The sequence below is a fragment of the Salinicola sp. NYA28a genome, assembly GCF_976982775.1.
In genome coordinates, this window is the sequence record NZ_OZ334582.1 from 1,022,282 (window position 1) to 1,048,765 (window position 26,484).

The 26,484-nt window shown below is 64.8% G+C and carries 24 protein-coding genes; 21 read left to right on the forward strand and 3 right to left on the reverse strand.

All coding sequences use genetic code 11. The annotated features are described in order from the left end of the window. Positions 1-20 precede the first annotated feature (20 nt). From ACWHY3_RS04720 to ACWHY3_RS04755, 8 genes are all read left to right on the forward strand, one after another. Entirely contained in the window at positions 21-1,040 is a 1,020-nt protein-coding gene (locus ACWHY3_RS04720) for a TRAP transporter substrate-binding protein (protein WP_303855758.1), read from the forward strand. 78 nt (positions 1,041-1,118) lie between these two features. Next, entirely contained in the window at positions 1,119-1,754 is a 636-nt protein-coding gene (locus tag ACWHY3_RS04725) for a TRAP transporter small permease subunit (protein WP_071232534.1), read from the forward strand. Then, the gene (locus tag ACWHY3_RS04730) at positions 1,754-3,058 is read left to right on the forward strand and encodes a TRAP transporter large permease (protein ID WP_448127696.1); all 1,305 of its coding nucleotides are present in this window, start codon (positions 1,754-1,756) and stop codon (positions 3,056-3,058) included. Before ACWHY3_RS04725 ends, ACWHY3_RS04730 begins: the two co-directional genes overlap by 1 nt. Before the next feature lie 165 nt (positions 3,059-3,223). Continuing rightward, positions 3,224-4,372 (forward strand): galactonate dehydratase, encoded by a 1,149-nt coding sequence (dgoD, locus tag ACWHY3_RS04735; RefSeq protein WP_448127697.1) that lies wholly within the window; start codon positions 3,224-3,226, stop codon positions 4,370-4,372. 66 nt (positions 4,373-4,438) lie between these two features. Beyond that, positions 4,439-5,125 carry a 2-dehydro-3-deoxy-6-phosphogalactonate aldolase gene (locus ACWHY3_RS04740; protein WP_448127698.1) on the forward strand — a complete coding sequence of 229 codons (687 nt, stop codon included), beginning with the start codon at positions 4,439-4,441 and terminating at the stop codon, positions 5,123-5,125. After that, entirely contained in the window at positions 5,122-6,141 is a 1,020-nt protein-coding gene (locus ACWHY3_RS04745; protein WP_448127699.1) for a 2-dehydro-3-deoxygalactonokinase, read from the forward strand. Before ACWHY3_RS04740 ends, ACWHY3_RS04745 begins: the two co-directional genes overlap by 4 nt. A gap of 204 nt (positions 6,142-6,345) precedes the next feature. Continuing rightward, positions 6,346-7,215, forward strand: coding sequence for an HAD-IIB family hydrolase (locus ACWHY3_RS04750; RefSeq protein ID WP_448127700.1), 870 nt, complete (start codon positions 6,346-6,348; stop codon positions 7,213-7,215). 63 nt (positions 7,216-7,278) lie between these two features. Then, complete coding sequence (locus tag ACWHY3_RS04755) at positions 7,279-8,499, forward strand: glycosyl transferase (protein ID WP_322529124.1); 1,221 nt, start codon at positions 7,279-7,281, stop codon at positions 8,497-8,499. Positions 8,500-8,610: 111 nt separating this feature from the next. On the opposite strand, the gene ACWHY3_RS04760 is transcribed toward ACWHY3_RS04755, so the two are convergent. After that, positions 8,611-10,476, reverse strand: a complete 1,866-nt coding sequence (locus tag ACWHY3_RS04760; RefSeq protein ID WP_448127701.1) for a sugar phosphorylase — start codon at positions 10,474-10,476, stop codon at positions 8,611-8,613. A 243-nt stretch (positions 10,477-10,719) separates the two neighbouring features. Here ACWHY3_RS04760 and nrdR point away from each other — a divergent pair, with 243 nt between their 5' ends. The 11 genes from nrdR to ACWHY3_RS04815 all read left to right on the forward strand — a co-directional run bounded on the left by nrdR (position 10,720) and on the right by ACWHY3_RS04815 (position 21,564). Then, the gene (gene nrdR / locus ACWHY3_RS04765) at positions 10,720-11,208 is read left to right on the forward strand and encodes a transcriptional regulator NrdR (RefSeq protein WP_087719199.1); all 489 of its coding nucleotides are present in this window, start codon (positions 10,720-10,722) and stop codon (positions 11,206-11,208) included. A 167-nt stretch (positions 11,209-11,375) separates the two neighbouring features. Continuing rightward, positions 11,376-12,500, forward strand: coding sequence for a bifunctional diaminohydroxyphosphoribosylaminopyrimidine deaminase/5-amino-6-(5-phosphoribosylamino)uracil reductase RibD (gene ribD, locus ACWHY3_RS04770; protein ID WP_448128139.1), 1,125 nt, complete (start codon positions 11,376-11,378; stop codon positions 12,498-12,500). 157 nt (positions 12,501-12,657) lie between these two features. Then, the gene (gene ribBA / locus ACWHY3_RS04775) at positions 12,658-13,791 is read left to right on the forward strand and encodes a bifunctional 3,4-dihydroxy-2-butanone-4-phosphate synthase/GTP cyclohydrolase II (RefSeq protein ID WP_087719201.1); all 1,134 of its coding nucleotides are present in this window, start codon (positions 12,658-12,660) and stop codon (positions 13,789-13,791) included. 187 nt (positions 13,792-13,978) lie between these two features. Continuing rightward, a complete protein-coding gene (gene ribH, locus ACWHY3_RS04780) occupies positions 13,979-14,461 on the forward strand; it encodes a 6,7-dimethyl-8-ribityllumazine synthase (RefSeq protein ID WP_071232541.1) in 483 nt (160 codons plus the stop codon). Then, positions 14,458-14,958, forward strand: a complete 501-nt coding sequence (nusB, locus tag ACWHY3_RS04785; protein ID WP_071232542.1) for a transcription antitermination factor NusB — start codon at positions 14,458-14,460, stop codon at positions 14,956-14,958. The genes ribH and nusB overlap by 4 nt, the downstream gene beginning before the upstream one ends. A 1-nt stretch (position 14,959) precedes the next feature. Continuing rightward, complete coding sequence (thiL, locus tag ACWHY3_RS04790) at positions 14,960-15,931, forward strand: thiamine-phosphate kinase (RefSeq protein WP_448127702.1); 972 nt, start codon at positions 14,960-14,962, stop codon at positions 15,929-15,931. Then, positions 15,928-16,401 (forward strand): phosphatidylglycerophosphatase A family protein, encoded by a 474-nt coding sequence (locus ACWHY3_RS04795; protein ID WP_322529127.1) that lies wholly within the window; start codon positions 15,928-15,930, stop codon positions 16,399-16,401. The genes thiL and ACWHY3_RS04795 overlap by 4 nt, the downstream gene beginning before the upstream one ends. Before the next feature lie 173 nt (positions 16,402-16,574). Further along, positions 16,575-17,900, forward strand: coding sequence for a DUF945 family protein (locus tag ACWHY3_RS04800; RefSeq protein ID WP_448127703.1), 1,326 nt, complete (start codon positions 16,575-16,577; stop codon positions 17,898-17,900). Between the two features lie 142 nt (positions 17,901-18,042). Beyond that, positions 18,043-20,472, forward strand: coding sequence for an endopeptidase La (gene lon, locus ACWHY3_RS04805; protein WP_448127704.1), 2,430 nt, complete (start codon positions 18,043-18,045; stop codon positions 20,470-20,472). A 155-nt stretch (positions 20,473-20,627) separates the two neighbouring features. Beyond that, positions 20,628-20,843, forward strand: a complete 216-nt coding sequence (locus ACWHY3_RS04810; protein ID WP_087719206.1) for a hypothetical protein — start codon at positions 20,628-20,630, stop codon at positions 20,841-20,843. A 103-nt stretch (positions 20,844-20,946) separates the two neighbouring features. Continuing rightward, positions 20,947-21,564, forward strand: coding sequence for a LysE family translocator (locus ACWHY3_RS04815; protein ID WP_087719207.1), 618 nt, complete (start codon positions 20,947-20,949; stop codon positions 21,562-21,564). Positions 21,565-21,625: 61 nt separating this feature from the next. On the opposite strand, the gene ACWHY3_RS04820 is transcribed toward ACWHY3_RS04815, so the two are convergent. After that, entirely contained in the window at positions 21,626-22,549 is a 924-nt protein-coding gene (locus ACWHY3_RS04820; RefSeq protein ID WP_448127705.1) for a DMT family transporter, read from the reverse strand. Between the two features lie 181 nt (positions 22,550-22,730). Beyond that, entirely contained in the window at positions 22,731-23,498 is a 768-nt protein-coding gene (locus tag ACWHY3_RS04825; RefSeq protein WP_448127706.1) for an SDR family NAD(P)-dependent oxidoreductase, read from the reverse strand. A 448-nt stretch (positions 23,499-23,946) separates the two neighbouring features. Between ACWHY3_RS04825 and ACWHY3_RS04830 the strand changes: the two genes are divergently transcribed. Both ACWHY3_RS04830 and ACWHY3_RS04835 read left to right on the forward strand, forming a co-directional pair. Continuing rightward, positions 23,947-25,206 carry an acyltransferase family protein gene (locus tag ACWHY3_RS04830; RefSeq protein ID WP_448127707.1) on the forward strand — a complete coding sequence of 420 codons (1,260 nt, stop codon included), beginning with the start codon at positions 23,947-23,949 and terminating at the stop codon, positions 25,204-25,206. 181 nt (positions 25,207-25,387) lie between these two features. Further along, complete coding sequence (locus ACWHY3_RS04835) at positions 25,388-26,437, forward strand: oxidoreductase (protein WP_087719211.1); 1,050 nt, start codon at positions 25,388-25,390, stop codon at positions 26,435-26,437. Positions 26,438-26,484: the final 47 nt, after the last annotated feature.

Here is a 26,484-nt window from a genome sequence, read left to right on the forward strand (position 1 = left end):
AACGCTACTGGAGACTCACAATGACTTTACGCATGCCACTTCAAGGGTTGGCCATCGCTGCGCTTGGCGCGTTCGCGCTCAATGCCCAGGCTGCCGACTATGAATGGACCTTTCAGACGTCCGAGACCGCCGGCGAGCCGCAGTTCGAGATCAAGAAGGAGTGGGCCGAGAACGTCGAGAAGATGTCGAACGGGCGTATCGCCATCGAGATCCTGCCGGTCAATGCCGTGGTGCAGGCCAACCAGACTTTGCAGGCGGTGAGTTCCGGCATTCTGCAGGGGCACCTGACCGATCCCAGCTACTTCTCGGGCCAGGATCCGGCCTTCGGCATGATCGGCAACCTGGTCGGTGCCTGGAGCGATCCGTACCAGTTCCTCGACTACATGAAGTATCACGGCGGCGAGCAGATCTACAACGAGCTGGTCGAGCCCTATGGCGTTCACCTGATCGGTGCCGCGGCGACCGGGCTGGAGTCCTTCCCGAGCTCGCGTCCGATCGAGAAGGTCGAAGACCTGAAGGGCCTCAAGGTGCGCGCGCCGGAAGGCATGGTCTACAACATCTTCGAAAAGGCGGGGGCGACGCCGGTCAACCTGCCGGGCTCCGAGGTGTACACCTCGCTGGAAAAAGGGGTGATCGACGCGGCGGACTACACGGTCTTCGCGACCAACTACGCCCAGGGTCTGTACGAGTTCGCCAACTATCCCAACTATCCGGGCTTCCACTCGCTGCCGATGGTCTCCGTCTCGCTCAACAAGCAGATCTGGGATGGCCTGTCGGACGACCTCAAGTCGATTCTGGAAGTCTCCGTCGATCAGATGGCCTACGAGATGGTCGCCAAGCTGAAGACGCTGGATCTCGAGGCCGTACGTGAAGCGCGCGAGGATCCCAATATCCACCTCGTCGACATGTCCAACGAAGAGCGTGCCAAGTTCCGTCGCATCGCCCAGGAAGAGTGGCAGAACTGGGCCGGCCGCAACGACATCACCCAGGAATTCTACGACTCGGTCGTGGGCTACCTGCAAGACAACAACCTGATGTAACAACGCCGGCATCCGTCATCGCCGCGCCGGGTCGACCCGGCGCGGCGATGTTCGGCTGGCGTTCGAGGAAAACCCACGATGACACAACCGACCCGTAATACGGACGAGGTCACGATGCCGGTGCAGGAAGGGCCGCCGGAACCGATTCAGAACCAGGTTCCGGAAGAGGAAAGCAACGACGAGATCCGTACGCCGCTGGACCGCTGGGTGCGTCGGGGCGGCCGTTATGCCGCCTGGCTGGTCTTCATCGCCATGGCGATCAGCGTGTTCGAGGTGATCATGCGTTACGGCTTCGATTCGCCGACCTCCTGGGTGCATGAATCCGTAGTGATGCTGGTAGCGCTGACCTTTGCGGTCGGTGGTCCCGTCGCGATGGCGAGCAATCGCCACATTCGCGTTCGCGTGCTCTACGACATCGCCGGCCCGCGCCTGAAGCGCGCCCTGGATGTCTTCAATGATCTGGTCACGCTGGGCTTTTGTCTCGGCATGAGCTATGCCGCCTTCACCATGAGCTGGACGGCGACCCATGGCCCCATGGGGGACTGGCGTCTGGAGCGTTCGGGAACCTCGTGGAACCCGCCGTTCCCGGCGCTGGTGAAGACGGTGATTCTGGCGGCGCTGGTGCTGATGACGCTGCAGGCGCTGTGGCATCTCTACCAGAGCGTGACCGGGCGACGCCCGGCGGCCAACCATGACCGCGGGGAGAACGTCTGATGGATATCGCAACGGGAACCTGGCTGCTGGTCGGGGCCATCTTCGCGCTCCTGATCACCGGTCTGCCGCTGGCGTTCGTCACCGGCCTGGTGGCGCTCGGCTTCACGTTCGGCTGGTTCGGGCCGATGGCGCTGCCGCTGGTCACCAGTCGCGTCTACAGCTTCATTACCGAGTATTCACTGGTCGCGGTGCCCATGTTCGTGCTGATGGCGTCGCTGTTGGATCGATCCGGCATCGCCAGGGATCTGTTCAACGCCATGCGGGTCTTTGCCGGGCGTCTGCCTGGCGGCGTGGCGATCCAGACCGTGGTCGTGGCGTTCTTCCTCGCGGCGCTGTCGGGGATCATCGGCGGCGAGATCGTGCTGCTGGGGATACTGGCGCTGCCGCAGATGCTGCGCCTGGGCTATGACAAGCATCTTTCCATCGGCGTGGTCTGTGCCGGCGGCTCGCTGGGCACGATGATGCCGCCATCGATCGTGCTGATCATCTACGGCCTGATCGCCAGCCAGTCGATCGCGGACCTGTTCACCGCGGCCATCACCCCGGCGCTGGTGCTGATGGGCAGCTACATCCTCTACGTGCTGCTGCGGTGCATGAAGAACCCGTCGCTGGGGCCGCCGCTGACCGAGGAGGAGCGGGAGAACAACGAGATCAAGACCAAGGGGCAGGCGATCAAGGCGATCCTGGCGCCCGGACTGATCGCGTTTCTGGTACTGGGCACGATCTACGGCGGTATCGCCTCGGTCACCGAAGCAGCGGCCATGGGGGTCTTCGGCGTGTTCGTGGCGATCGTCCTGCGCGGCGAGTTCTCGATCAAGACGCTGCATGCCAGCCTGAACCAGACCCTGAGCACCTGCGGGATGATCATCTGGATCGGCATCGGAGCCGCCGCGCTGGTGGGGGTCTATAACCTGATGGGCGGCAATCGCTTCATCTCGCAGATGATCATGGGGCTGGATGTCGCGCCCATCGTGATCATGCTGGTGATGATGCTGATCCTGCTGGTGCTGGGGATGTTCCTCGACTGGATAGGCGTCGCGATGCTGACGCTGCCGATCTTCGTGCCGATCGTCACCCAGCTTGGTTACGATCCGGTGTGGTTCGGCATCCTGTTTGCCGTCAACATGCAGGTATCGTTTTTGACGCCGCCGTTCGGGCCGGCTGCGTTCTATCTCAAGGGCGTGGCGCCACCGTCGATCAGCCTGAAGGATATCTTCGTTTCCCTGCTGCCGTTCATCGCCATTCAGCTCTGCGTGCTGGCGCTGTTGCTGGTATGGCCGGATCTGGCGCTGTGGCTGGTGTGAGACGTCGCCGAATGAGCCCGGCCAGTGGCCGGGCTACGCTCGCGACGCTGGCGGATCGGGAGTACGCTCGGGGCAACGCCGAGCGTGTCAACGTTTCGAACTCGTATGAGTCGAAGGATTCATGAGTCGGCGCATTGTCGCGCCGATTGGATAGACAGGTGACCCATGAAAATTACGCAACTCAAGACCTGGCAGGTGCCGCCGCGCTGGCTGTTTCTCAAGATCGAGACCGACGAGGGCTGTTACGGCTGGGGCGAGCCCGTGGTCGAGGGGCGTGCCGCTACCGTCGAGGCGGCGGTGCATGAGCTTTCCGACTATCTGATCGGACAGGACCCGCGCCGCATCGAGCATCTGTGGAACATCATGTACCGCGCCGGTTTCTACCGTGGCGGCCCGATTCTGATGAGCGCCATTGCCGGCATCGACCAGGCGCTGTGGGATCTCAAGGGGCGCGATCTCGGCGTGCCGGTTCACCAGCTGCTGGGTGGCGCCTGCCGCGACAGGATGCGCATGTACGCCTGGACCGGCGGCGACAAGCCGAGCGATGTCGGCGCCGGCGCCAAGGCACTGGTCGACAAGGGCTTCACCGCCTTCAAGATGAACGGCACCGCCGAGATGGCGATCGTCGACTCCCACGCCAAGGTGGACGAAGCCGTGGCCCGTGTCGCCGAGGCGCGTGACGCGGTAGGGCCGGACGTGGGCATCGGCATCGATTTCCACGGCCGCGTGCATCGGCCCATGGCCAAGGCATTGCTGCGCGAGCTGGAGCCGTATCATCCGATGTTCGTTGAAGAGCCGGTGCTGCCGGAACATCTGCCGAGTCTCAAGCATATCGCCGGCGGCCTGGGGTATCCCATCGCCACGGGGGAGCGGCTGCACACCCGCTACCAGTTCCGCGACCTGCTCGTCGAGGGCATGGTGGACATCGTCCAGCCCGATCTTTCCCATTGCGGCGGCATCAGCGAAGGGATGAAGATCGCCACGCTGGCCTCCTGCTTCGACGTGGCGCTGGCGCCGCACTGCCCGCTGGGGCCGTTGACCCTGGCCGCCTCGCTGCACGTGGATGCGGTCAATCACAACGCCTTCATCCAGGAGCAGAGCATGGGCATCCACTACAATCGGGACAACGACGTGCTCGATTACCTGGTGGACAAGAATGCCCTGGCGATCGAGGACGGTTACTGCGCAATTCCGCAGGGGCCGGGGCTGGGCGTCGAGATCGACGAAGCCTTCGTCGAGGAGCGTTCCAAGGTCGGCCATCGCTGGAGGAATCCGGTGTGGACGCATGAGGATGGTTCGATAGCAGAGTGGTAATTTCTGGCGCTCTGCGAGCTGCGCTCGATCATGCGGCGTTGGACGTGCCGAAACGAGGAGAGAGAAATGAACGAGACGCGTAAGTTTGCACTCGAAACGGCGCTGCGCGAGCGGCCGCTGGTGGCGATCCTGCGCGGGATCACGCCGGAGGAGATCGATGCGGTGTTCGATGCGCTGGTGGCGTCGGGCTTCAAGCTGATCGAGATTCCGCTCAACTCGCCGCGGGCGTGGGACAGCATCGCGGCGATCGCCAGGCGCTGCCCGGACGACGTGGTGATCGGTGCCGGCACGGTGCTGGATCCGATTCATGCCGAGCGGCTGGCATCGCTCGAGGCGCCGCTGCTGATCACGCCCAACACCGACCCTGAAGTGATCCGGGCGGGTGTCGAGCACGGTCTGGCGCCGATGATCGGCTGCATGACGCCGAGCGAGGCGCTGGCGGCGGCGAAGGCGGGGGCGACCGCGCTCAAGCTGTTCCCGGCGGCGGATCTGGGGACGGGCTATCTCAAGTCCATCAGCGCGATCCTGCCCAAGGGCCTGCCGGTGCTGGCGGTCGGCGGTATCGACAAGAGCAACATGAGCGAGTGGCATGCCCATGGCGTGGCCGGCTTCGGCTTCGGCAGCAATCTCTACAAGCCGGGACGCAGCGCCGACGAGGTGGGCAGGATCGCCGCCGAGCTGGTCGAGGAGTGGCGCCGCCTGCGGGAAGTCGCCAGCCACGCTGAGCAGCTGGAACGCGAGGCCGACGCATGAGCGGCAAGGCACCCGATCGCCTGATCGTCGTCGACTGGGGCACCAGCAACTTCCGGGCGTTTCTGGTCGACACGGCCAGCGGCGAGGTGCTGGACAGCCGGCGTTCGGCCTCCGGCCTGCGCGCGCTGAGCCAGAGCGAGTTTCCGCATTACTGCGCCTCGCAGACCGACGACTGGCGGCAGGGCGGCGGCGCGGCTTCGGGCGCTGAAGGTGCGGCTTCGGGCGCTGAAGGTGCGGCTTCGGGCGCTGAGGGCGCGGCTTCGGGCGCTGAGGGCGCGGCTTCGGGCGCTGAAACAGTCCCGGTCTATCTGGCCGGGATGGTGGGTTCGGCGCGGGGCTGGTTCGAGGCGCCGCAGCTGGAGCTGCCGGCCACGGCCGCCGACCTGGCGGATAACGTGGTCGCCGCGCCCGGGCTCGATAACGTCTGGATCGTGCCGGGCGTCAAGCAGGTGACGCCGGAGCACGTCGACGTGATGCGCGGCGAAGAGGTCCAGGCATTCGGCGCGCTGGCGCTGGCGGGTGTCGACAGCGGCGATTGCTGTCTGCCGGGTACGCACAGCAAGTGGGCGCGGCTCGACGGCGGCCGGATGACCGAGTTCACCACGGTGATGACCGGCGAGCTCTACCATGCCGTGCGCTTCCACACCTTGCTGGGAGAGCCGGCCCGCGACGAGGCGCCGTTCGACGAGTCGGCGTTCCGGCTGGGCGTTTCCCGGGCGGGTTGCCCCGGCGGCGTGATGCATGCGCTGTTCGAGGCGCGCAGCCGGCATCTCTATGCCGAGCTGAAGGCAGAGCAGGTGGGCAGCTTTCTCTCCGGCGTGCTGATCGGAGAAGAGGTGTATGCGATGCGACAGGCTCGCCCGGGGCTCGATACCGTGCGGCTGGTCGGCGCCGATTCGCTGCGTGAAAGCTATACCATCGCGCTGGAAGCGGCCGGCATCCGTGTCGAGGCGGTCGACAGCGACCGGGCCACGCTGGCCGGGGTCATGGCGGTGGCTGCGCGCCACGGGCGATAACAGCGCGCGCGTACGCGGCAGTGCACCATGATGGTGTATTGTTGTGCGTTCCGAAGCTACGAAACCGATGACGACGGCCCGAGACACCCATGGATGTCTCGGGCCGTCGTGTTTGGCATGATCCGTGCTACCTTCACCTATACGTCTGCTGACAAGCAGCCGATCGCGTACGACATGACGAGGTGAAGCGATGCGGGTGATGCCATGACACAGCCGGCCCTGAACAAACCACCCCTGTTGGTGTTTACCGATCTCGATGGATCGCTGCTGGATCACGACACCTACGACTGGCAGCCGGCATCGGCCTGGCTGACGCGCCTGGAGCAACAGGCGATCCCGATCATTCCCACCACCAGCAAGACGCGCGCCGAGCTGTTGGCGCTACGCCAGGAGCTGGGGCTCGAACATACGCCTTTCATCGCCGAGAACGGTGCCGTCATCGGGCTCCCGCCTTCCTGGCAGCACGCGCGGCTGGATCGCGATCCTGCCTCGCCGGATGGCCTGGTGGTCAAGACGCCGAGCATGGACGTCGACTATATCCGACGGCGCCTGGACGTGGTCCGTGAACGCCACGGCCTGAATTTTCGGCGCATGGGCGAGATGGATCTGGCCGAGGTGCAGGCGCTGACCGGGCTCAGCGCCGCCGGCGCCGAACAGGCGATGACGCGAGAAGGCAGCGAGCCGCTGGTGTGGGAAGACGACGACGCCAAACTGCAGGCATTGCACGAGACACTGCGTGTCGACGGCCTGCGCCTGACCCGCGGCGGGCGCTTCTGGCACGTGATGGGCGCGGTCGACAAGGGGCAGGCGTCGGACTGGCTGGTGGCGCGCTTCGAGGCGTTGCGCGGCTATCGCCCGCGGACGATCGGTCTGGGGGATGGCCCCAACGATCTGGCGCTGCTGGCAGCCACCGACATGGCGGTCGTCATCGCCGCCAGTCACGGCCAACCGATGCCGCTGGAAGGCTCGCAGATCTATCGGACCAAGGCCCAGGGGCCAACGGGCTGGTCGGAAGGTGTCTCTCATTGGCTAACCCGGGAGCTGGGGTGGGCCGACAACGATCCCGACGATTGATGGATAATCCCGATAACCGGCGTCAAGGACTGACGCCAGCCGACAACAGGATGAGGGTGTCTCATGAGTGATTTCTATCAGAACGGTATCGTTACCAATTTCCACAACCTCACCCGCCGCTCGGTGGAGGCACTGGAAACCGATCTCAAGCAGTTCTCGCGCAGCCGGCCGATGGGGTTGATCCTGCCGTCGCTGTATTCGGAGCTGGAAGGGCCGGCGCTTTCGCATATCGTCGATGAGCTGTGCAAGGTGCCTTATCTCAGCGAGATCGTCATTGGTCTGGATCGCGCCGATCGCGAGCAGTTCCTCAAGGCACGCGAGTTCTTTTCGCGCCTGCCGCAACACCACCGAATTCTGTGGAATGACGGCCCGCGTCTTCAGGCCCTGCATCAGGAGCTGGCCCAGGAGAATCTGGCCCCCCAGGAGCCGGGCAAAGGCTGTAACGTCTGGTACTGCTCCGGTTATGTGCGCGCGTCCGGCAAGGCCGAGTCGGTTGCGCTGCATGACTGCGATATCGTGACCTACGATCGCGGGCTGCTGGCCCGGTTGATCTATCCGGTGGCCAATCCGCGTTTTCACTACGAGTTCTGCAAGGGTTACTACTCGCGGATTGCTTCCGGCAAGCTCAACGGCCGCGTGGCGCGGTTGATGGTCACGCCGCTAATCCGGGCGTTCAAGATGATCTACGGGCCGCTGCCTTACCTGGACTATCTCGACAGCTTCCGTTATCCGATCTCCGGTGAGTTCTCGATGCGGGCCGACGTGCTCGATGGCATTCGCATTCCCAGCGACTGGGGGCTGGAGATCGGCGTGCTCTCGGAAGTGCACCGCAACTTCTCGACCAAGCGGCTGTGTCAGGTCGATATCGCCGATGCCTACGACCACAAGCATCAGCCGGTATCGGAAGACGATCCGTCGGGTGGCCTGAACCGCATGAGCATGGATATCGCCAAGGCAATGTATCGCAAGCTGGCGACGCTTGGCGTAGAGATGAGCGTCGAGAGCTTCCGTACCGTCAAGGCGACCTACTATCGCGTGGCGCTGGATCTGATCGAAGCCTACGATCACGATGCGGCGATGAACGGGCTCAAGCTCGACCGCCACAGCGAGGAGGCGGCGGTGGAGCTGTTCGCCGACAACATCATGCAGGCCGGCGCCGCGTTCTTCGAATCGCCCCGCGACAAGCCGTTCATCCCCAGCTGGAACCGGGTGCAGGCCGCCATTCCCGACCTGCAGGATCGTCTCTATGAGGCGGTGGAGCTGGATAACAGCGGCGATGTGTAGACGCCGCTCCCGCCGACCGGACGGCAGCCGATGCGGGCGGTGCAATCGTTTCGATTCATCGCCCGCGTCGGGGCCGTTGCCGTTTCCTTCACGACCGCGCCCCGATGCGCGTCAGGGCTGCACCAGCCACAGGCTACGGTAGGGGCGCAGGATGTCGCGTTCTTCCGGATGCGGGCTCCAGCGCTTGCCGTCCTTGAGCACGTCGTACCAGTCCCCTTCGTCGAGTTCGCCGATCTCCAGCGGCTGGCGGGTATCGCTGATGTTGTAGATCGCCAGCAGACGCCGACCGTTGGGCAGCGGGCCGCGCTCGATGGCGAAGATGCCGGGCGGGGTATCGAGCACGCGCTGGGCGGCTTCGGGGTGAAAGCAGGGTTCGTTGGCACGAATGTTGAGCCGGCGCTTGAGCGAGGTGAATGCCTCGCGGGTCGGCGTGCTGCGGCTGTCGATGAGTTCGTCCAGCTCTTCCTTGGGCCAGCGGCGGCGATTGATCGAACGCAGCTTGCCGCTGCGCTCGACGCCGCCGTGGTCGTTGAGCGTCGCGGTCAGGCTGTGGAAGTAGACGCCGGGAATGCCCTGCAGCGCCAGCATCAGGTTCTGGCTGCACAGGAAGCGCTCGACCTGCCAGGCATCGGCGCCTCGGCGGGTGCCCTTCATGGCGTCGTAGTAGGTGATGTTGATCTCGTAGGGCGAGTCGCTGCCGTCCGGGTTGGTCTTCATGCTGACGTAACCGCCGAAGCGGTGCATCAGCTCGAGCATGATATCCAGCTCGTGCTGCGGCAGCAGCCCCTCGAGCGCTCTGACCCCGATGCCGTCGTGGCTGGCGGTGAAGTTGAAGTAGGTGCAGCCCGGCGGCAGCGTCGGCAGGCTCCGCGCCCAGTCGCTCAGGGTCGTGGCGTCGCCGCTGGTCAGGGTATGCACGAGCAGGGGCGGCAGCGTGAACTGGTAGATCATGTGCGCTTCGTCGGGCATCGGGCGCTTGTCTTCGAGGCGGTCGAGGCCCTGTCGTTCGAGGCCCTGTCGTTCGAGACCCTGTCGTTCGAGGCCCTGTCGTTCGAGACCCGGCCGTTCGGGACCCAGCCTTTCAAGACCAAAGTAGCTCATGTTTTCGTGGTGCGGCACGTTGGTCTCGGTGATCAGCAGCGTGCCCGGCGCCATGAAATCCAGAATCGCCCGCAGCAGCCGCACGATGGCGTGGGTCTGGGGCAGGTGGACGCAGTTGGTGCCGACCTGCTTCCACAGGTACGTGACCGCGTCGAGACGGATGATGCGCGCGCCCTGCTGGACGTAATAGAGCAGGATGCCGACGAACTCGAGCAGCACGTCCGGGTTGGCGAAGTTGAGGTCGATCTGGTCCTCGGAGAAGGTCGCCCATAGGTAGCGGGTGCCGCGTCGCGTCGAGACCGGCACCAGCAGCGGCGAGTTGCGCGGCCGCGTGACCATGGAGAGATCCGTTTCCGGGTCCATCTCGATGAAGTAGTCGCGCCCCGGCTGCGTGCCGGAGAGATAGTCGGTGAACCACAGCGAGTCGCGGGAGACGTGGTTGATGACCAGATCGACCATCAGGTCGACCCGAGACGCCAGCCGACGGATATCCTGCCAGTCGCCGAGGCTGGGGTTCACTTCGCGATAGTGGATCACCGAGAAGCCGTCGTCGCTGCTCCAGGGAAAGAACGGCAGGATGTGCAGGCCGCTGAACGTGCCGTTGAGGCGCGTGGCGAGAAAGTCGTCCAGCACTTCCAGCGGCGGCCGCTCGCCGTCGATGATGGTATCGCCGTAAGTGATCAGAATCTGGTCGCGCTCGCTCCATGTCGGCCTTGGCAGCGTATCCAGTGCACTGCGCTGGTGCATCAGCAACGTCATCAGGCGGCGCATGATTTCGTCGCGACGGGGGCCGTATACCTCTTCCAGGCGCGCGCTGGCACGTTCGATGAAAGCTTCTTCGGAAAGCGCGGGGTAGTTCGCGGCACGGCTGGGCATGGGGCGGGGTTCCTGATTTCAGCGGTTGGCGTACGCAACGTGCGTATCAAGGTGTTGTTGTGGCGGACTGTCACGATATCCTTGCAGAAGACGGGCCAACATGAAAACCGCTGCCGTTTTTCGGCGCGTTTCCGCTATGTTGCCCAAACCGTTACACTCTCTGCTTCATTTAATCGCTTTTTCTCGTTCACTTAACAATAGCGGCGATTCCCAAATCGCCCACGCTGACAGGTAGACCCGACGATGCATTGCCCTTTTTGTGGTGCGCACGATACCAAGGTGACCGACTCCCGCCTGGTGGCCGAGGGCGATCAAGTGCGTCGTCGCCGTCAGTGTGCCGGTTGCGGGGAGCGCTTCACGACCTACGAGACCGCCGAACTGGTGATGCCGCGGGTGGTCAAGTCCGACGGCTCCCGGGAAAGCTTCGACGAGCAGAAGATGCGTGCCGGCATGGCGCTGGCACTGGAGAAGCGTCCGGTCAGCGTGGAGTCCTTCGAGGCGGCTGTCGAGCGAATTCGCCAGCGGCTGCGGGCACGCGGCGATCGAGAAGTCGAAGCGCGTGCCGTGGGGGAAGAGGTGATGGAAGCCCTACAGCGTCTCGATCATGTGGCCTACATTCGTTTTGCCTCGGTCTATCGCCGTTTTCAGGATCTCGACGAGTTTCGTGCCGAGATCGATCGGCTTTCCCAGGAGCCGACAGTGTCTTCGGAGGACAACGGCGACCCTCGCTGAGCCGGCGCCCTTGTTGTCGTTGTCAGACTCCCCGTCTTTTCGAGCGAGCCGCCATGCCCTTTCCCCATTCCGAATCTCTGTCCCATTCCGAACCTCTGTCCCGTTCCGAGCCTCTGTCCCTGTCCCCGGACGCCTCCCGCGCCGAGCCTACGACGCCGGCGGCCTGGATGGCGCGGGCGATTCAGCTTGCCTGGCACGGACAATATACCTGTGATCCCAATCCGCGAGTCGGCTGCGTGCTGGTCAAGGAGGGCCGCATCGTCGGTGAAGGGTTCCATGCGCGCGCCGGCGAGGCGCATGCCGAGGTCAACGCGCTGCGCATGGCCGGCGAGGTGGCCCGTGGCGCGACGGCGTACGTCACCCTCGAGCCCTGCTCGCATACCGGACGCACCGGCCCTTGCAGCCAGGCGCTGATCGATGCCGGCGTGGCGAAGGTGGTCGCGGCGATGGAAGATCCCAACCCGCAGGTCTCCGGGCGAGGCTTCGCGATGCTGCGCGAAGCGGGCATCGAGGTCGAGGTCGGGCTGCTCGAGGAGGACGCGCGACGACTCAACCCCGGCTTCATTCGCCGCATGCGTGACGGGCTGCCGCGGGTCACGCTGAAGATGGCGATGAGCCTCGACGGCCGCACGGCAATGGCCAACGGCGAATCCCAGTGGATCACCGGGCCGGCCGCGCGGCAGCAGGTGCAGCGTCTGCGTGCCGCGTCCAGCGCGGTGCTGTCCGGGGTGGAGTCGATCATCTTCGATGATTCCCGGCTGACGGTGCGTGCCGGGCAACTGGGGCTGGATGATGCCGAGGCGATTGCGCGGCGCCAGCCGTTGCGGGTGATCCTCGATAGCCAGCTGCGGCTGCCGCTGGCGGCGGCCTGCCTGAGCGAGCCGGGGCGGACACTGGTCTTCACAATCCAGCCGGAGATGACCGAGCGACGGCGCAAGCTCGAAGCGGCCGGCGCCGAGGTGGTCTTGATGCCGGCCAATGGCGAGGGGCGCGTCGAGTTCGCGGGCGTGCTGCGCTATCTGGCCACGCGGGAAGCATGCAACGAGGTGCTCGTCGAAACCGGCGCCACCCTGGCCGGAGCCTTGCTGGAGGCGGACTGCGTCGACCGGCTCGAACTGTTCATGGCGCCGACGCTGCTGGGCAGCGAGGCGCGGCCGCTCTTCGCCCTGCCGGGGCTGATGTCGATGAGCCAGCAGCGGCGGCTGGAGATCGACGACATCCGCGCGGTGGGCGAGGATTGGCATATTTCGGCACGACCTGTCAGGGCGTCCGATCAAGGCGGGGTGAGGTGAGCGGGCAGGCCGCGCACAGTGAAAGGGCAGGGACGTGTCGCCGTCATCCGACAGTAGCGTCCGTGTCTCGCGACAGGTAGGCTGTGCCGCATCGAGCCTCTCTGGCCTCGTTGGACGGTGGTTTCAGCAGATGGCGGTTTCCGTGGATGAATCAGCAATGACGACAACGCAATCGAACCAGCTGGCCAGTATCGAGGTCCTGGTCGAAGAGATTCGGCAAGGCAGGATGGTCATCCTCATGGATGACGAGGACCGCGAGAACGAAGGCGACATCATCATGGCGGCCGAGTGCGTCGAGGCCGACCATATCAATTTCATGGCGCGTCACGCTCGCGGCCTGATCTGCCAGCCGATGTCGAAGGCGCGCTGCCAGCAGCTGAAGCTGCCGCTGATGGTCAGCGACAACGGCTCCGGCTACGGCACCAAGTTCACCGTCTCGATCGAGGCGGCCACCGGCGTCACCACGGGAATCTCCGCGGCGGATCGCGCGCTCACCGTGCGTGCCGCGGCGGCGCGGGGCGCGCGGCCGGAAGATATCGTCCAGCCCGGGCATATCTTCCCGCTGATGGCGGAGCCGGGCGGCGTCCTGCGTCGCGCCGGTCACACCGAGGCGGCCTGCGACCTGGCCGCCATGGCCGGCTTCGAGGCCACCGGCGTGATCTGCGAGATCATGAACGAGGACGGCAGCATGGCGCGCCGGCCGGAGCTCGAACGCTTCGCCGCCGAGCATGACATCAAGATCGGTACCATCGCCGATTTGATCCACTATCGCATGCTCAACGAGCGTACCGTCGAGGCGGTCGAGCAGACGCCGGTGCAGACCGCGTTCGGCGACATGACCCTGCATGTCTTCCACGACACCATTCAGGATCGGCACCATCTGGCGCTGGTGAAGGGCGAGCCCGAACACGCCACGCCGACGACGGTGCGCGTGCATGGCGGCGACACGCTGCGTGACCTGCTCGCGCTGTGTCGTGCGGACAGCCACTGGACGGCTCACACCGCGCTGGCCGAGATCGGTCGGGCGGAGGCGGGCGTCTTCGTACTACTCGACGAGGCGCGCCCCCAGGGGGATTTCAGGCAGCAGCTCGATGTCCTGCTGGGGCATCGCCCGGCGCCGCGTTCCAGTGCCGCCGACGGATCGGGGAATTTTCTGTCGATCGGCACCGGGGCGCAGATCCTGCGCCAGCTCGGCGTCGGCAAGATGCGTCTGTTGAGTTCGCCGTGGCGTTTCTCGGCCCTCTCCGGTTTCGATCTGGAAGTGGTCGAGCTGGTCAGCGGCGACGCCTGAACGGGATTCGAGCCCTAACTGCCGCGAGCCGGAACCGTCGCGAGCATGGTAAGGCCGTGCGGCCATGATAAGATGGCCGGCTTCGCGCGCTAGGCCCTAGGTTCTGGCGCCGGCCAATCAGACTGTTTTTTTCGCGTCCAGATTCGTATTCGTGACGACTCTGGCGCAGTGTATCCGGAACCCGATAATGCAACCGATCGCTCAACTGGAAGGTCAGTTCACCGATGTCGATGGCCGTTATGCCATCGTCGTGGGCCGTTTCAATCATCATGTCGTCGATAGCCTCGTGGAAGGCGCCATCGATAGCCTGATGCGCCACGGCGTCAGTGAAGAGAACATCGAACTGATTCATGTCCCTGGCGCCTGGGAGCTGCCGTTGGCGGTCAAGCGCGTGCTGCAGGTATCTCGACCCGATGCGGTCGTCGCGCTGGGCGCGGTCATTCGTGGTGGTACGCCGCACTTCGAATACGTGGCGGGCAACTGCAATTCTTCGCTGAGCAGCCTGCAGCTGGAGTTCTCGACCCCCATCGCCAACGGGGTGCTGACGGTCAATTCGATCGATCAGGCCATCGAGCGCGCCGGCACCAAGGCGGGCAACAAGGGCACCGAGGCGGCCATGGCGGCCATGGAAATGGTATCTCTATTCAAGCGACTGGGAGGCGAGGCATGAGTTCACCGTCACGACAGCCGACGCCGGCTCAGGAGTCGCGTCGCGCCGCCCGCGAACTGGCGGTCCAGGGGCTCTACCAGTGGCAGATGACCGGCAAGTCGGTCACTGCCGTCGAGGCCGAGTTCCGCTCGCAGATCGCCGATGACGATCTCGAGGATCACGAAAACTGGCACAAGGTGATGGAGATCGCCGACAAGGCGCTGTTCCATGATCTGCTGCACAACACGGCCAACCATCGCGCCGAGCTGGACGCCACCATTGCGCCGCTGCTCGACCGGCGCCTGGAAGACCTGGATCGCATCGAGCTGGCGATCCTGCGTCTCGGGACCTACGAATTGTCGCGCCGGCCCGAAGTGCCCTATCGTGCCGTCATCAACGAGGGGGTCGAGCTGGCCAAGATATTCGGCGCGACCGATGGTCATAAATACGTCAACGGCATCCTCGACAAGCTCGCCTCGCGGCTGCGGGGCGCCGAGGTCGCTGCTCGCCGTCGTTGACATGACTCGCGCTTCGTTGAGCGAATTCGAGCTGATCGCTCGCTATCTGTCGCGCCCGGCGGCGGCCGAGCGGAGCGATGTCGTCGTCGGCAATGGTGACGACTGTGCGGTGCTTACGCCCACCCCGGGGCATCAGCTCGCGATCAGTGTCGATACGTCGGTGGTCGATGTCCATTTCCCCCATGACGCGCCGCCGGCGGCCATTGGCCATCGTGCGCTGGCCGTCGCCTTGAGCGATCTCGCGGCGATGGGCGCCAGAGCGCGCTGGTGCTGCATGGCGCTGACGCTGCCGGCGGCCGACCCCGAGTGGCTCGAGGCGTTCGCCGAGGGCTTCCGTGAACTGGCCGCCCGCAGCGGCTGCGAGCTGGTCGGCGGCGACGTGACCCGCGGCGCGCTGACGATCGGGGTGACGGTGCATGGCGAGCTGCCGGCCGGCCAGGCGTTACGACGCAGCGGGGCGCGGGCGGGGGATCTGGTCGCGGTAACCGGCTATCCGGGGCGGGCGATCACGGGGCTGACGCGCTGGCAGCAGGGCGAACGCGAGGCGGGGCATCCGCTGCTCGAGGCCTATCTTCGCCCCGAACCGCGCCTGGCGGCGGGAGAAGCGCTGAGAGGGCTGGCCAGTAGCGCGATCGATGTTTCCGATGGCCTGCTGGCGGATCTGCAGCACGTACTGGTGGCCTCCGGCGTGGGGGCGCGTCTCGATCTCGAGTCGTTGCCGCTGGCGACACCGTTGCGCGCGACGCTCGAACTGGACGAGATCCGGGGGCGGGTACTCAACGGCGGTGACGACTATGAACTGCTGGTGACGCTGGCGGAGTCGGATCTTGCCGAAGCCCAGCGCCGCCTGGCTCCGCTACATCTGCCGCTGACGCCGATCGGGCGGATCATCGAGGGCGAAGGCATTCAGGGCATTCCTCCGCGCTACCTCGAGCGCAGCGGGTGGGACCACTTTCCGGAGACCGCCTCATGAACCGGGCGCCCACGAGTGTATGGCGTCGGCCGACGCATTTCCTGGCGTTCGGGCTGGGCAGCGGCGCCGTGCCGTTTGCGCCGGGAACCTTCGGTACCCTGGCCGCGATCCCGTTCTACTGGCTGCTGTCGGGATTGCCGCTCACGATCTACATGGGATTGATGGGCGTGGCGACGCTGGTCGGCATCTGGCTCTGCGAGACGACCTCCCGCGATCTCGGCGTCCACGACCATTCCGGGATCGTCTGGGACGAATTCGTCGGCTACTGGCTGACCATGGCGGCAGTGCCGTTCTCCTGGGAGGCCGCGCTGTGGGGCTTCGTGGTATTCCGCGTCTTCGACATCCTCAAGCCCTGGCCGATTCGCTGGGTCGACCGCCGTGTCGCCGGGGGCATCGGCATCATGTTCGACGATATCCTCGCCGGGGTGTACGCCTGGAGCACGATGCATCTGTGGTTCTGGCTGCATTGAGCCACGAGCTACGAGCCACGAGCCACGAGCCACGAGCCACGAGCCACGAGCCACGAGCCACGAGCCACGAGCCACGAGCCACGAGCCACGAGCCACGAGCCACGAGCCACGAGCCACGAGCGGCGATAACCGTGGATCCGTCAGCCTCCCAATTTCGCTCTCAGGAGTAACGCATGCGTAAATGGATGATCGCGGGAGCGGTCATGATCGTGTTGGTCGGGGCTGGCTATCTGGGAGCCCAGGCTTATTCGAGCCAGCGTTTCGACGACGAGATCGCAAAGCTGGTCTCGCGACTGGATGCCGGCCCCGATTGGCGGGTCACGCGCGATGATGTCGACAGCGGCTGGTTTCATTCCAGCGGCCGCATCGAAGCGCGTTACATGGCGGTGGCCCAGAATGCCGACCCGGTCGTCGTCGAGGTGCCTTACCAGGCGGGGCACGGCCTGCTCGAGACGACGCTGAACGGTGAAGCGCAGGTGCGGGGCAGTGACGGCGAGACGCTGTTCGGCGATGTGCTCGCAAGCCCTGGCCCGATGACCTGGACCGGACGTTTCCTGACCCGCGAGCAGAAGCTGGAAGCGCACTTCACGCTGCCGGGCTTCTCGCAGACCGTCAGCGTGCCGACGCAGGACGGGGCTGGAGAGATCACCGCGGCCCGAGACATGCAGCTGGATTTCGCCGGGCTGACGCTCGATCTCGAGCAGGTCGACGGCAAGGTCACCGTTCAGGGAGACGCGCCGCGGCTGCGAATGGCCGATGACCAGACCGATATCCTGATCGAAGGGACCACGCTGTCCGGCACGTTCGAGGGCAACGACCAGGCCTTCCACCAGGCGATGTCGCTGACCGTTCCGACGACCACGGTCACGCCCGCTGACAGCCCGAGCGTGGTCTCCAAGGATGTCCGCTACGCCGTGGAAGCCAACCTCGACGCCGAGCGGCTGGTGATGCAGCTGCAGGCGAACGTGGGCGACACCCAGGTGCAGGACCAGTCGATTTTCGACGGCGGCTTCGCGCTGACGCTGGATCATGTCGATGGGGACGCCTATCGGTCGCTGGTGGCAGCGCTGGACGAGCATCTGGCCGACATCCAGGCCGCCATCGATAGCGAGGACGACGCCAGGCTCCAGACGGCGCTGCAGCCGCTTCGATCGTCGATCCAGGCGCTGGTGGCAGGTTCGCCGCATCTTTCGCTGGATAGCCTGACCGCCAATAGCCCGGTGCTGGGCATGAACATGCGCGGCAGTGGCGAGCTCGGCGTCGACGGCGCGGGCATCGAAGGCTGGAATCTTGATACGATGGCGGCCGATACGCTTCAGCGCGAAGTCGTTCGGCGGCTGGAAGGGCGGCTGACCCTGGAGGGTGCGCCGGCGCTATTGATGATGTTCCTGGGCCTGCCGTTGACCAGCGACCCTCTGCAGCTCGAACTGACGGATGGCGTGCTCGACATCAATGGCCAGCAGATACCGCTGGTGCCGCTGCTGGTCGATCCGGGCTGATATCCGAAGGTCCGGCCGTGCCAGGCTCTCGCGCCTGGCACGGTTTTCTGAACCAATCTCCCCTCATCGACTTGAACTCCCGCCCCGGCGCCCGCATCCCTAGGTCATTCGGCCAGCACTGGCCACGAACTCAGGGTGAATAATGAGCGATCATAACCGGGATTCCGCGGACTATTTCGAAGCCAGCCAGGAGACACCTGGCAATGATCAGAAGTCACACTCATCGGCCAGTGGCGCCGTCGTTCCCTCCGGCGATTATCTGCCGGAGCGAATCTATCTCCTCCCCATCCATAATCGTCCGTTCTTCCCGGCCCAGGTGCAGCCGCTGATCATTCAGCGTCAGCGCTGGGAAGAGACCATGAAGCGGGTCGCCAATACGCCGCATCACATGGTGGGGGTGGCGTTCGTCGGCGATGTCGGGGTCGAGGAACTCAACCCGGGCAGCTTCCCCGAGATCGGTACCGCGGTGAAGGTTCACCGCGCCCAGAACGAAGAGCAGCAGATCCAGTTCATCGCCCAGGGCATGCGCCGCTTCCGCATCCAGCGCTGGCTGTCGAAGACGCCGCCGTATCTGGTCGAGGTCTCCTATCCCCGCGAGCCGGTCGATGCCGAGGCCGAGGAAGCCCGCGCCTATGCGATGTCGCTCATCAACGGCATCAAGGAGCTGCTGCCGATCAATCCGCTCTATGGCGAGGAACTGAAGAGCTATCTCAACCGCTTCAGCCCCCACGAGCCGGGTCCGCTGACCGACTTCGCCGCGGCCATTACCTCGGCCAAGGGTCGCGAGCTGCAGAGCGTGCTCGAGACGCTGCCGATCATGGATCGCATGCAGAAGGTACTGCCGCTGCTGCGCAAGGAGATCGAGGTCGCGCAGCTGCAGAACCAGATCAGCGAGCAGGTCAATTCGCAGATGCAGGAGCGCCAGCGCGAATTCTTCCTGCGCGAGCAGCTCAAGGTGATCCAGAAAGAGCTGGGCATCTCAAAGGACGACCGCGAGAGCGACGTCGATACCTTCCGTGATCGGCTCGAGAACCTGCAGGTGCCGGAGCGGGTTCAGGAGCGTATCGACGACGAGCTGGGCAAACTGTCGGTGCTGGAAACCGGCTCGCCGGAGTATGGCACCACGCGCAACTATCTCGACTGGCTCACTTCGCTGCCCTGGGGCATCACCTCGGAGGACCAGCTCGATCTCAAGCGCGCCCGCGGCGTGCTGGACCGTGACCACGACGGCCTCACCGACGTCAAGGAGCGCATCATCGAGTTCCTGGCCGAAGGATCGTTCAAGGGCGATGTCGGCGGCTCCATCGTGCTGCTGGTCGGCCCGCCCGGCGTGGGCAAGACTTCCGTCGGACGTTCGATCGCCGATGCCCTGGGGCGTAAGTTCTATCGCTTCTCGGTGGGCGGCATGCGCGACGAGGCCGAGATCAAGGGGCACCGCCGCACCTACATCGGCGCCATGCCCGGCAAGCTGGTGCAGGCGCTCAAGGAGGTCGAGGTCGAGAACCCGGTGATCATGCTCGACGAGATCGACAAGATGGGGCAGTCGTTCCAGGGCGATCCCGCCTCGGCGCTGCTCGAGGTGCTGGACCCGGAGCAGAACGTCGACTTTCTCGATCATTATCTTGATGTGCGCCTGGATCTCTCCAAGGTGCTGTTCGTGTGTACGGCCAACCAGCTCGATACCATTCCCGGGCCGCTGCTCGACCGCATGGAGCAGATCCGCCTCTCCGGCTATATCGCCGAAGAGAAGATGGCGATCGCCAAGCATCACCTGTGGCCGAAGCTGCTGGAGCGCGACCGTATTCCCAAGAAGCGCATCAACCTGACCGATGCCGCGCTCAAGCAGGTGATCGAGGGCTATGCCCGGGAAGCCGGCGTGCGCCAGCTGGAGAAGCAGCTCCATCGGATCGTGCGTAAGGCGGCGGTCAAGATGCTCGAGCAGGATCAGGAGACGGTCAAGGTCTCGGTCAACAACCTGGAGGAGTTCCTCGGCGCGCCACTGTTCCGCAAGGAGAAGGTGCTCAAGGGCGTGGGCGTGGTCACCGGCCTGGCCTGGACGGCGATGGGCGGCGCCACCTTGCCCATCGAGGCGACCAAGGTCCACGCATTGACCCGCGGCTTCAAGTTGACCGGCAAGCTGGGCGAGGTGATGCAGGAGTCCGCCAACATTGCCTACAGCTACACGCTGGGTCATCTGGGCGAGTACGGGGCCGATGCGGACTTCTTCAACGAGGCGTTCGTCCACCTCCACGTGCCGGAAGGGGCGACGCCGAAGGACGGCCCCTCGGCGGGCGTCACCATGACCACGGCGCTGATGTCGCTGGCCCGGAACCAGAGTATCGATCGCCCGCTGGCGATGACCGGCGAGCTGACGCTGACCGGCCAGGTACTGCCGGTGGGCGGTATCCGCGAAAAGGTGATCGCCGCGCGCCGCAGCGATATCTTCGAGCTGATCCTGCCGGAGGCCAACAAGCGCGACTACGACGAGCTGCCCGACTATCTCAAGACAGGGATGACCGTGCACTTCGCCAAGGTCTATCCGGATGTGGCCAAGGTCGTGTTCGGCCGCTGAGAGCCTGTTTACAATCTGCTGCGCGTCGGCCAAACGTTGTTGAGTTGGAGCTCGGCGGAGACAACGGCCGGAGGCTGGCTTCGTGTTACGCTGATCGACGAGGCCGGCGTGACGGTCGGCATGGCATCGACCTGCATGAAAACAAGGAGCAAGGTGTGTCCCAGAACGAGAAGAAACAGCGGTCGTGCTACAGGATCGCGGCGATCTGGGGGCTGCTGGCGATGGTGTTGCTGAGCGCTTGCAGCTATCACCCGGCGCGGATCGATCCGGAACCGCCGGTCGTCATCGGCGATGGCGATGGCGATCACGGCCATGGTCACGGCGACGGTGACTTCTGCCCGCCGGGTCAGGCCAAGAAGGGCAACTGCTGAGCCTTCCGGTTCGCGAAAACGACCCCGAGCGGCAGCGCACTTGCGCTGCCGCTTTTTCGAGGTGGACAATCGACGCTCGTCGACCTCGGACCCGTGAACCCTCATGACATTCGAAAGTGCCGTTACCTATCTTCTGGCGATCTTCCTGTTCGCCATCACGCCCGGCCCGGGCGTGTTCGCCCTGATCGCCACCGGTATGAATGCCGGCTTCCGCCGCTGCCTCTCGCTGGCGGTGGGCATGACGCTGAGTGACGTGCTCTACCTGCTGCTCGCCACCTTCGGCCTGGCGACCCTCGCCGAGCATTGGGGAGAAGTCTTCGGCGTGATCCGGGTTCTGGGCGCGCTCTATCTGTTCTATCTCGGCTGGAAGCTGTGGACGAGCCCGACGCAGGATGACGAGATGCCAGCGACCGGCGCCAGCGGCGGGTCGCTTGCCGGCATGATGCAGGGCTTTCTGATCTCCGCATCCAATCCCAAGGTGATCCTGTTCTACATCGCGTTCCTGCCGACCTTCGTCGATCTGGATCGGCTCGGTGGTTCTTCGCTGACGCTATTGGTAGCGCTGACCGTCGTTGGCCTGATGGGCGGGCTCTGCCTGGTCGCGGCCGGCGCGGCACGGGCACGGCGGATCTTTCGTTCCTCCCGCGCCCAGCGGCGCCTCAATCGGGGTGCCGGGTCGCTGATGATCGGCGCCGGGGCGCTGCTGATCGCCAAGAGTTGAATGCCAGGAGTGGATAACCGGGAGCTGATCGTCAGGCGCCGAATGGTCGCCGTCGCCGGAATCACGCTTGCCGGTTGCGGGGCTTGCGGCTGACCAGGGCGACGCCGGCGGCGGCGATGGCCATGCCCAGCCACGAGATCGGTGGCATGGGCTCGTCGATCAGCCACCAGGAGAACAGCGCGGCGCAGGGCGGCACCAGATAGAAGAGTGCCGATACCCGCGAAGCTTCGCCCCGCCGGATCATCGCCAGCAGCAGCGAGATGGCGATCAGGGAATTGCCGATGACCAGGTAGGCCAGCGACCCGACGAGCGCGCCATCCCAGTCGAGCGTGAAGTGGCCGAACAGCACGATCAGCGGCAGTGTCGTGACCAGCCCGGTGGCGTATTGGATCAGGTTGGCGCTGACCGGGTGCAGCGGCTGGCCGTAGCGCTTCTCGTAGAGTGTCGCGCCGCTCATCCCGAGCAGGGCGGCGATGGTCAGCAGCAGGCCGCTGAGCGTGACGCCTTCCACCGTCGAACGACCGAGAATCACCACCACGGCGCCGACGAAACCCAGCCCGAAGCCGAGCCAGCGCCGCGTGCCGATGGTTTCTCCCACCATTGCCGGCGCGGCGAGGGCGACCAGGATCGGCTGTAGCGAGACGACCAGCGCCACGACGCCGGCGGAGCTGCCGAGAGCGAAGGCACTGTAGCAACATCCGAAGTAGACGGTCTGGATCAGGAACCCGACCACGGCCTGATGGCCCCAGGCGCTCGGCCGGGTCGGCATCGGCGGGCGCAGCCACAGCCAGATCGGCAGCATGATCGCCAGCACGAGCACGAATCGCAAACCCAGAAACAGCAACGGGTCCACGTGCTGGGTGCCGATCTTCGCGACCGGGAATCCCAGGGACCACAGCAGCAGGAACAGGCCGGGGGCGGCGGTCAACCACAGAGGTGGCCGCTCGCGCTCGGTCGTCGCGGCGGCGGGAGAAACGTCAGACATGTCGATCTCATTGTTGTGATTATGAAGATAGCCGTGATTGTAGAGATGGCTGTGGTTCTGGAAATGACTGTGGTTGTGGAGATGGCGCCCGGTAGCAGGCGTGACCCGTCTTCGAGAGTGCCCCGACCGGCGGGATATTGCCAGCGACGTCGGGGCTTGCCGGCTTGTCGTCGGCCGTCGGTCAGTCCCGATCTACCGAGAGCCCGGCCCACGACTGGCACACGGGCATGAGCTCGAGCCGGTTGATGTTGAGGTGCGGCGGCAGCGTCGCGGCCAGAAAGACCTGTTCGGCGACGTCTTCCGGCTGGATCGGCTCCACGCCGCCATAGAGCTTGTCGTGGGCGCTCTGGTCGCCTTTCATCCGTACCAGCGTGAACTCGGTTTCCGACATCCCGGGCGCGATGTCGGTGACGCGAACGCCGGTGCCTTTGAGGTCGCAGCGCAGGTTGTAGGAGAACTGGTTGACGAATGCCTTGGACGCGCCGTAGACGTGGCTGCCCGGATAGGGCCATAGCGCGGCGGTGGAACTGATGTTGATGATGGCCGCGCCGCGGCCGACCTCGATCAGCGTCGGCAGCAGCGTGCGCGTCACGTTGACCAGGCCGGTGATGTTGGTGTCGATGACGGTCTGCCAGTCCTCCAGATTCGCTTCCTGGGCCGGGCCGGCACCCAGGGCCAGCCCGGCGTTGTTCACCAGCACCTTGACGGCCTTGAACGCCGGCGGCAGTTCCTCGACCACTTGGGCGACGCCGTCGCGCTCGCGAACGTCCAGCGTGGCGACATGAACCGGGACCTTGTCTTCCAGCTGCTGCTTGACCGCTTCCAGGCGTTCCTGCCGGCGGCCGGTCAGCACCAGGGCCCAGCCCGCCTCGGCAAAGCGATGGGCGCAGGCACGCCCGAACCCTGAGGTGGCACCGGTAATGAAAGCGACGGGGGGATTGTGACTCATGCTGGCTCCTGATCCGGGATAGGTGAGAAGCGCCGACGCCGAGCGAAGAGAAAGAGATGATGTCTGGCCGACGGTCGGGTCGGTTCGCGTTTTCAGACAGAGCTTAGCGCATCTGTGTCGAAAGTTGTCAGGTCGAGTCGCGGGAAACCTGTCGTCGTCTGGCGACAAGGCTCAATGATTTGTGTAAAACCCCGTGATTGACGACACAGTCAGATGATTTCCGTTGCCGTTTGGTTACGCTTTGGCGACGATAGCGGGGCATTCCCCGATGACCGTGGTTCGACCGATCCCCGGTACCGCTTTTCCGCTGATTCCTCGCTATCGACTCGACTGGCTGGCTGCTCCATCGGCGCTCGCCGCGATATCAATCGTTCCAGGTTGCCTCTTGGGTCTTATTGGGCGGCTCGGGACGTCAGACGCAATCCGGCGTTGTGAAGGAGGTGGCTTCGTGTCCACGATCAAGCGGCAACGATATTACGGGCTGGAGTGGCTTCGCTTCCTGATGGCGCTGTGGATGGTCGCCTATCACTTCGGCGGTATCTACAGCGAAATGCCCGACATGGTGAGAAGTTTCGTCGGCATGGGTTTCTTCGCCACCAGCACGTTCTTCATGCTGTCCGGCTTCCTGCTCGCCCACGTGGCGCTGGACCATGCGGGAGAGATGAAGATGCACGGCCCGGCCTTCGTTGCCAAGCGGCTGTGCAATCTCTACCCGATTCATGTGCTGACGATGCTGCTGTCGATCGGGCTGCTGTTGCTGCAGTACCCCATTCGTCCGGAAGGGGTTTACGTCTACTTCAACTCGCACCCCTATTACCCGCTGAGCGATGAAGCGCGAGCCGCGTTTTCGGATCGTCTTTCCTGGCCGAGTGCGTTGGGCCATATCGCGCTGCAGCTGACGCTGCTGCAGGCCTGGGAGCCGCGCTTCCTGTGGCTGAACGGCGCGTCCTGGTCAATCTCGGCGTTACTCTTCTTCTATGCCTGCTTCCCGTGGCTGGCGCCGAGGCTGATGCGGGTTCAGCGCTGGGGGCTGGTGCTGCTGGGCGTCTGGGGGCTCTACGCTTTGGGGCCGCTCGTGGCGACGCTGGCAGGCTCATTCGACTACGTGACGGTGGGCGTTCTCCACCGCAATCCGCTGTTTCGGCTCCCCGAGTTCCTGGCCGGCATCCTGCTCTACCGGGCCTGGCAATCGGAACGGGTGAGCGAGACCTTCCGACGCTTTCGCTATCCGCTGCTCACGCTCGGTTTGTGCGGAGTGCCGATCGGGGCGTGGTTGCTCAAGCTGGATGGCCTGCACCTGTATTACTTGACTCACAATGGCCTGTTGCTGCCATTTCAGGCTTTGGTGCTGCTCAGCGTTTGTGCGTTCGCTGCGCCGAGCAGCGCGATGGTACGGGTCTGGGCGCAGCGGTTGGGAGAGTCGGCACTGTGCATCTTCGCATTGCATACGCCGCTGATCGGCCCGATGGCGAGAGGAACGCGCTGGCTGCTGCAGCGATGGCACGAAAGCTGGATCGCCGATAGCAGCAATGTGGCGCTCAAGTTCGCGATTCCGCTGTGGACGATGGCGTTTCATCTGGCGCTGATCGTCGTCCTGGCGCTTCTGATGCAGCGCTTCGTGGTGGCACCGATACGCCACTGGCTGGAGGCGAGATTGCCCACGGCGTGGCAGCAGCGCCGGTCACCGCTGGTGCCGGTCAGGGCTTGAGGTTCGGCCTTGTGCCGCTGCCATGACCGTGCCGGGCGGTGTGGGTAGCGTTGAATTCTGCGTCTCGAAGGCTTTTTTCGAGGTGAATCATTGCGATCCCGCATGGGATATCCTAGACGGAAGTGCGTTTCGCCGGTTTTTCCAGCGAAGCGATCAGGAATTCATCTCTAAGGGACGCAGCATGAAGGGACTCATCCGTGTGGGGCTGGTCGGCTACGGCATGGCCAGCAAACGGTTCCACGCGCCTTTGATCACCGCGCAGGACGGGCTTTCACTGGTCGCCGTGGCGAGCCGGGACGCCGACAAGGTCCATGCCGACTGGCCGAGCGTGCCGGTGGAGTCGACGCCGCTGGCGCTGTTCGCTCGCGACGATATCGATCTGGTCGTCATTCCCACGCCGAATGCGACGCACTACTCGCTGGTCAGCGAGGCGCTGGCCGCGGGCAAGCATGTCGTCGTCGACAAGCCGTTCACCGTGACGCTGGATGAAGCCCGCAAGCTGTGCGATCAGGCCGCCAAGGCCAAGCGCTTGTTGTCGGTATTTCACAACCGGCGCTGGGACTCGGATTTCCTGACCGTGCGTAATCTCATCGACAGCCAGTCGCTGGGCCGAATCGTGCATTTCGAGTCGCATTTCGATCGCTTCCGCCCGGATGTCGCGCAGCGCTGGCGCGAGGATCCCGCGCCCGGCGCCGGCGCCTGGTTCGATCTCGGCTCCCATCTGCTCGACCAGGCCTTGGTCCTGTTCGGCACGCCGGAGGCGATCTCGCTCGATCTGGCCTGTCAGCGCGAGGGGGCAAAGGTCGACGACTACTTCCATGCCGTCCTCCGTTATCGGGAATGTCGCGTGATACTGCATGGCGGCACGCTGGTGTCGGCGCCCGGGGCTCGCTTCACCGTTCATGGCACGCGGGCCAGCTACGTCAAGCATGGCCTCGACCCGCAGGAGGACATGCTCAAGCGCGGCGACCGCCTGCCATCGCCGCACTGGGGAGAGGACTGGCGCCACGGCATGATGACGATCGGCCAGGTGCGTGAGGGCATTCAGCCGGAACTGCACGAGGTGCCGACCCTGCCCGGGAACTATCTGGCCTACTACGCTGGCGTTCGCGACGCCATTCGCAGCGGTTCGCCGCTGCCGGTGACGGCGGAGGCTGCGCTGGAGGTGATGCGGGTGCTGGAGGCCGGCATCCAGAGTGCCGAGTCGGGGCAGTTCGTTAGCCTGGCCTGACGTACGTCGAACCCGTTGCGGCGTATCCGAAACGACCCGAGCCAGCA

Excerpts from the sequence above, each read along its gene's own strand:
- ribBA (WP_087719201.1), top strand. The coding sequence starts at position 12,658 with ATGACGACAACGCAATCGAACCAGCTGGCCAGTATCGAGGTCCTGGTC.
- ACWHY3_RS04720 (WP_303855758.1), top strand. The coding sequence starts at position 21 with ATGACTTTACGCATGCCACTTCAAGGGTTGGCCATCGCTGCGCTTGGC.
- ACWHY3_RS04820 (WP_448127705.1), bottom strand. The coding sequence starts at position 22,549 with ATGTCTGACGTTTCTCCCGCCGCCGCGACGACCGAGCGCGAGCGGCCA.
- ACWHY3_RS04825 (WP_448127706.1), bottom strand. The coding sequence starts at position 23,498 with ATGAGTCACAATCCCCCCGTCGCTTTCATTACCGGTGCCACCTCAGGG.
- dgoD (WP_448127697.1), top strand. The coding sequence starts at position 3,224 with ATGAAAATTACGCAACTCAAGACCTGGCAGGTGCCGCCGCGCTGGCTG.
- ACWHY3_RS04750 (WP_448127700.1), top strand. The coding sequence starts at position 6,346 with ATGACACAGCCGGCCCTGAACAAACCACCCCTGTTGGTGTTTACCGAT.
- ACWHY3_RS04760 (WP_448127701.1), bottom strand. The coding sequence starts at position 10,476 with ATGCCCAGCCGTGCCGCGAACTACCCCGCGCTTTCCGAAGAAGCTTTC.
- nrdR (WP_087719199.1), top strand. The coding sequence starts at position 10,720 with ATGCATTGCCCTTTTTGTGGTGCGCACGATACCAAGGTGACCGACTCC.
- ribH (WP_071232541.1), top strand. The coding sequence starts at position 13,979 with ATGCAACCGATCGCTCAACTGGAAGGTCAGTTCACCGATGTCGATGGC.
- nusB (WP_071232542.1), top strand. The coding sequence starts at position 14,458 with ATGAGTTCACCGTCACGACAGCCGACGCCGGCTCAGGAGTCGCGTCGC.
- ACWHY3_RS04835 (WP_087719211.1), top strand. The coding sequence starts at position 25,388 with ATGAAGGGACTCATCCGTGTGGGGCTGGTCGGCTACGGCATGGCCAGC.
- lon (WP_448127704.1), top strand. The coding sequence starts at position 18,043 with ATGAGCGATCATAACCGGGATTCCGCGGACTATTTCGAAGCCAGCCAG.
- ribD (WP_448128139.1), top strand. The coding sequence starts at position 11,376 with ATGGCGCGGGCGATTCAGCTTGCCTGGCACGGACAATATACCTGTGAT.
- ACWHY3_RS04745 (WP_448127699.1), top strand. The coding sequence starts at position 5,122 with ATGAGCGGCAAGGCACCCGATCGCCTGATCGTCGTCGACTGGGGCACC.
- ACWHY3_RS04725 (WP_071232534.1), top strand. The coding sequence starts at position 1,119 with ATGACACAACCGACCCGTAATACGGACGAGGTCACGATGCCGGTGCAG.
- thiL (WP_448127702.1), top strand. The coding sequence starts at position 14,960 with ATGACTCGCGCTTCGTTGAGCGAATTCGAGCTGATCGCTCGCTATCTG.
- ACWHY3_RS04730 (WP_448127696.1), top strand. The coding sequence starts at position 1,754 with ATGGATATCGCAACGGGAACCTGGCTGCTGGTCGGGGCCATCTTCGCG.
- ACWHY3_RS04815 (WP_087719207.1), top strand. The coding sequence starts at position 20,947 with ATGACATTCGAAAGTGCCGTTACCTATCTTCTGGCGATCTTCCTGTTC.
- ACWHY3_RS04800 (WP_448127703.1), top strand. The coding sequence starts at position 16,575 with ATGCGTAAATGGATGATCGCGGGAGCGGTCATGATCGTGTTGGTCGGG.
- ACWHY3_RS04740 (WP_448127698.1), top strand. The coding sequence starts at position 4,439 with ATGAACGAGACGCGTAAGTTTGCACTCGAAACGGCGCTGCGCGAGCGG.
- ACWHY3_RS04795 (WP_322529127.1), top strand. The coding sequence starts at position 15,928 with ATGAACCGGGCGCCCACGAGTGTATGGCGTCGGCCGACGCATTTCCTG.
- ACWHY3_RS04755 (WP_322529124.1), top strand. The coding sequence starts at position 7,279 with ATGAGTGATTTCTATCAGAACGGTATCGTTACCAATTTCCACAACCTC.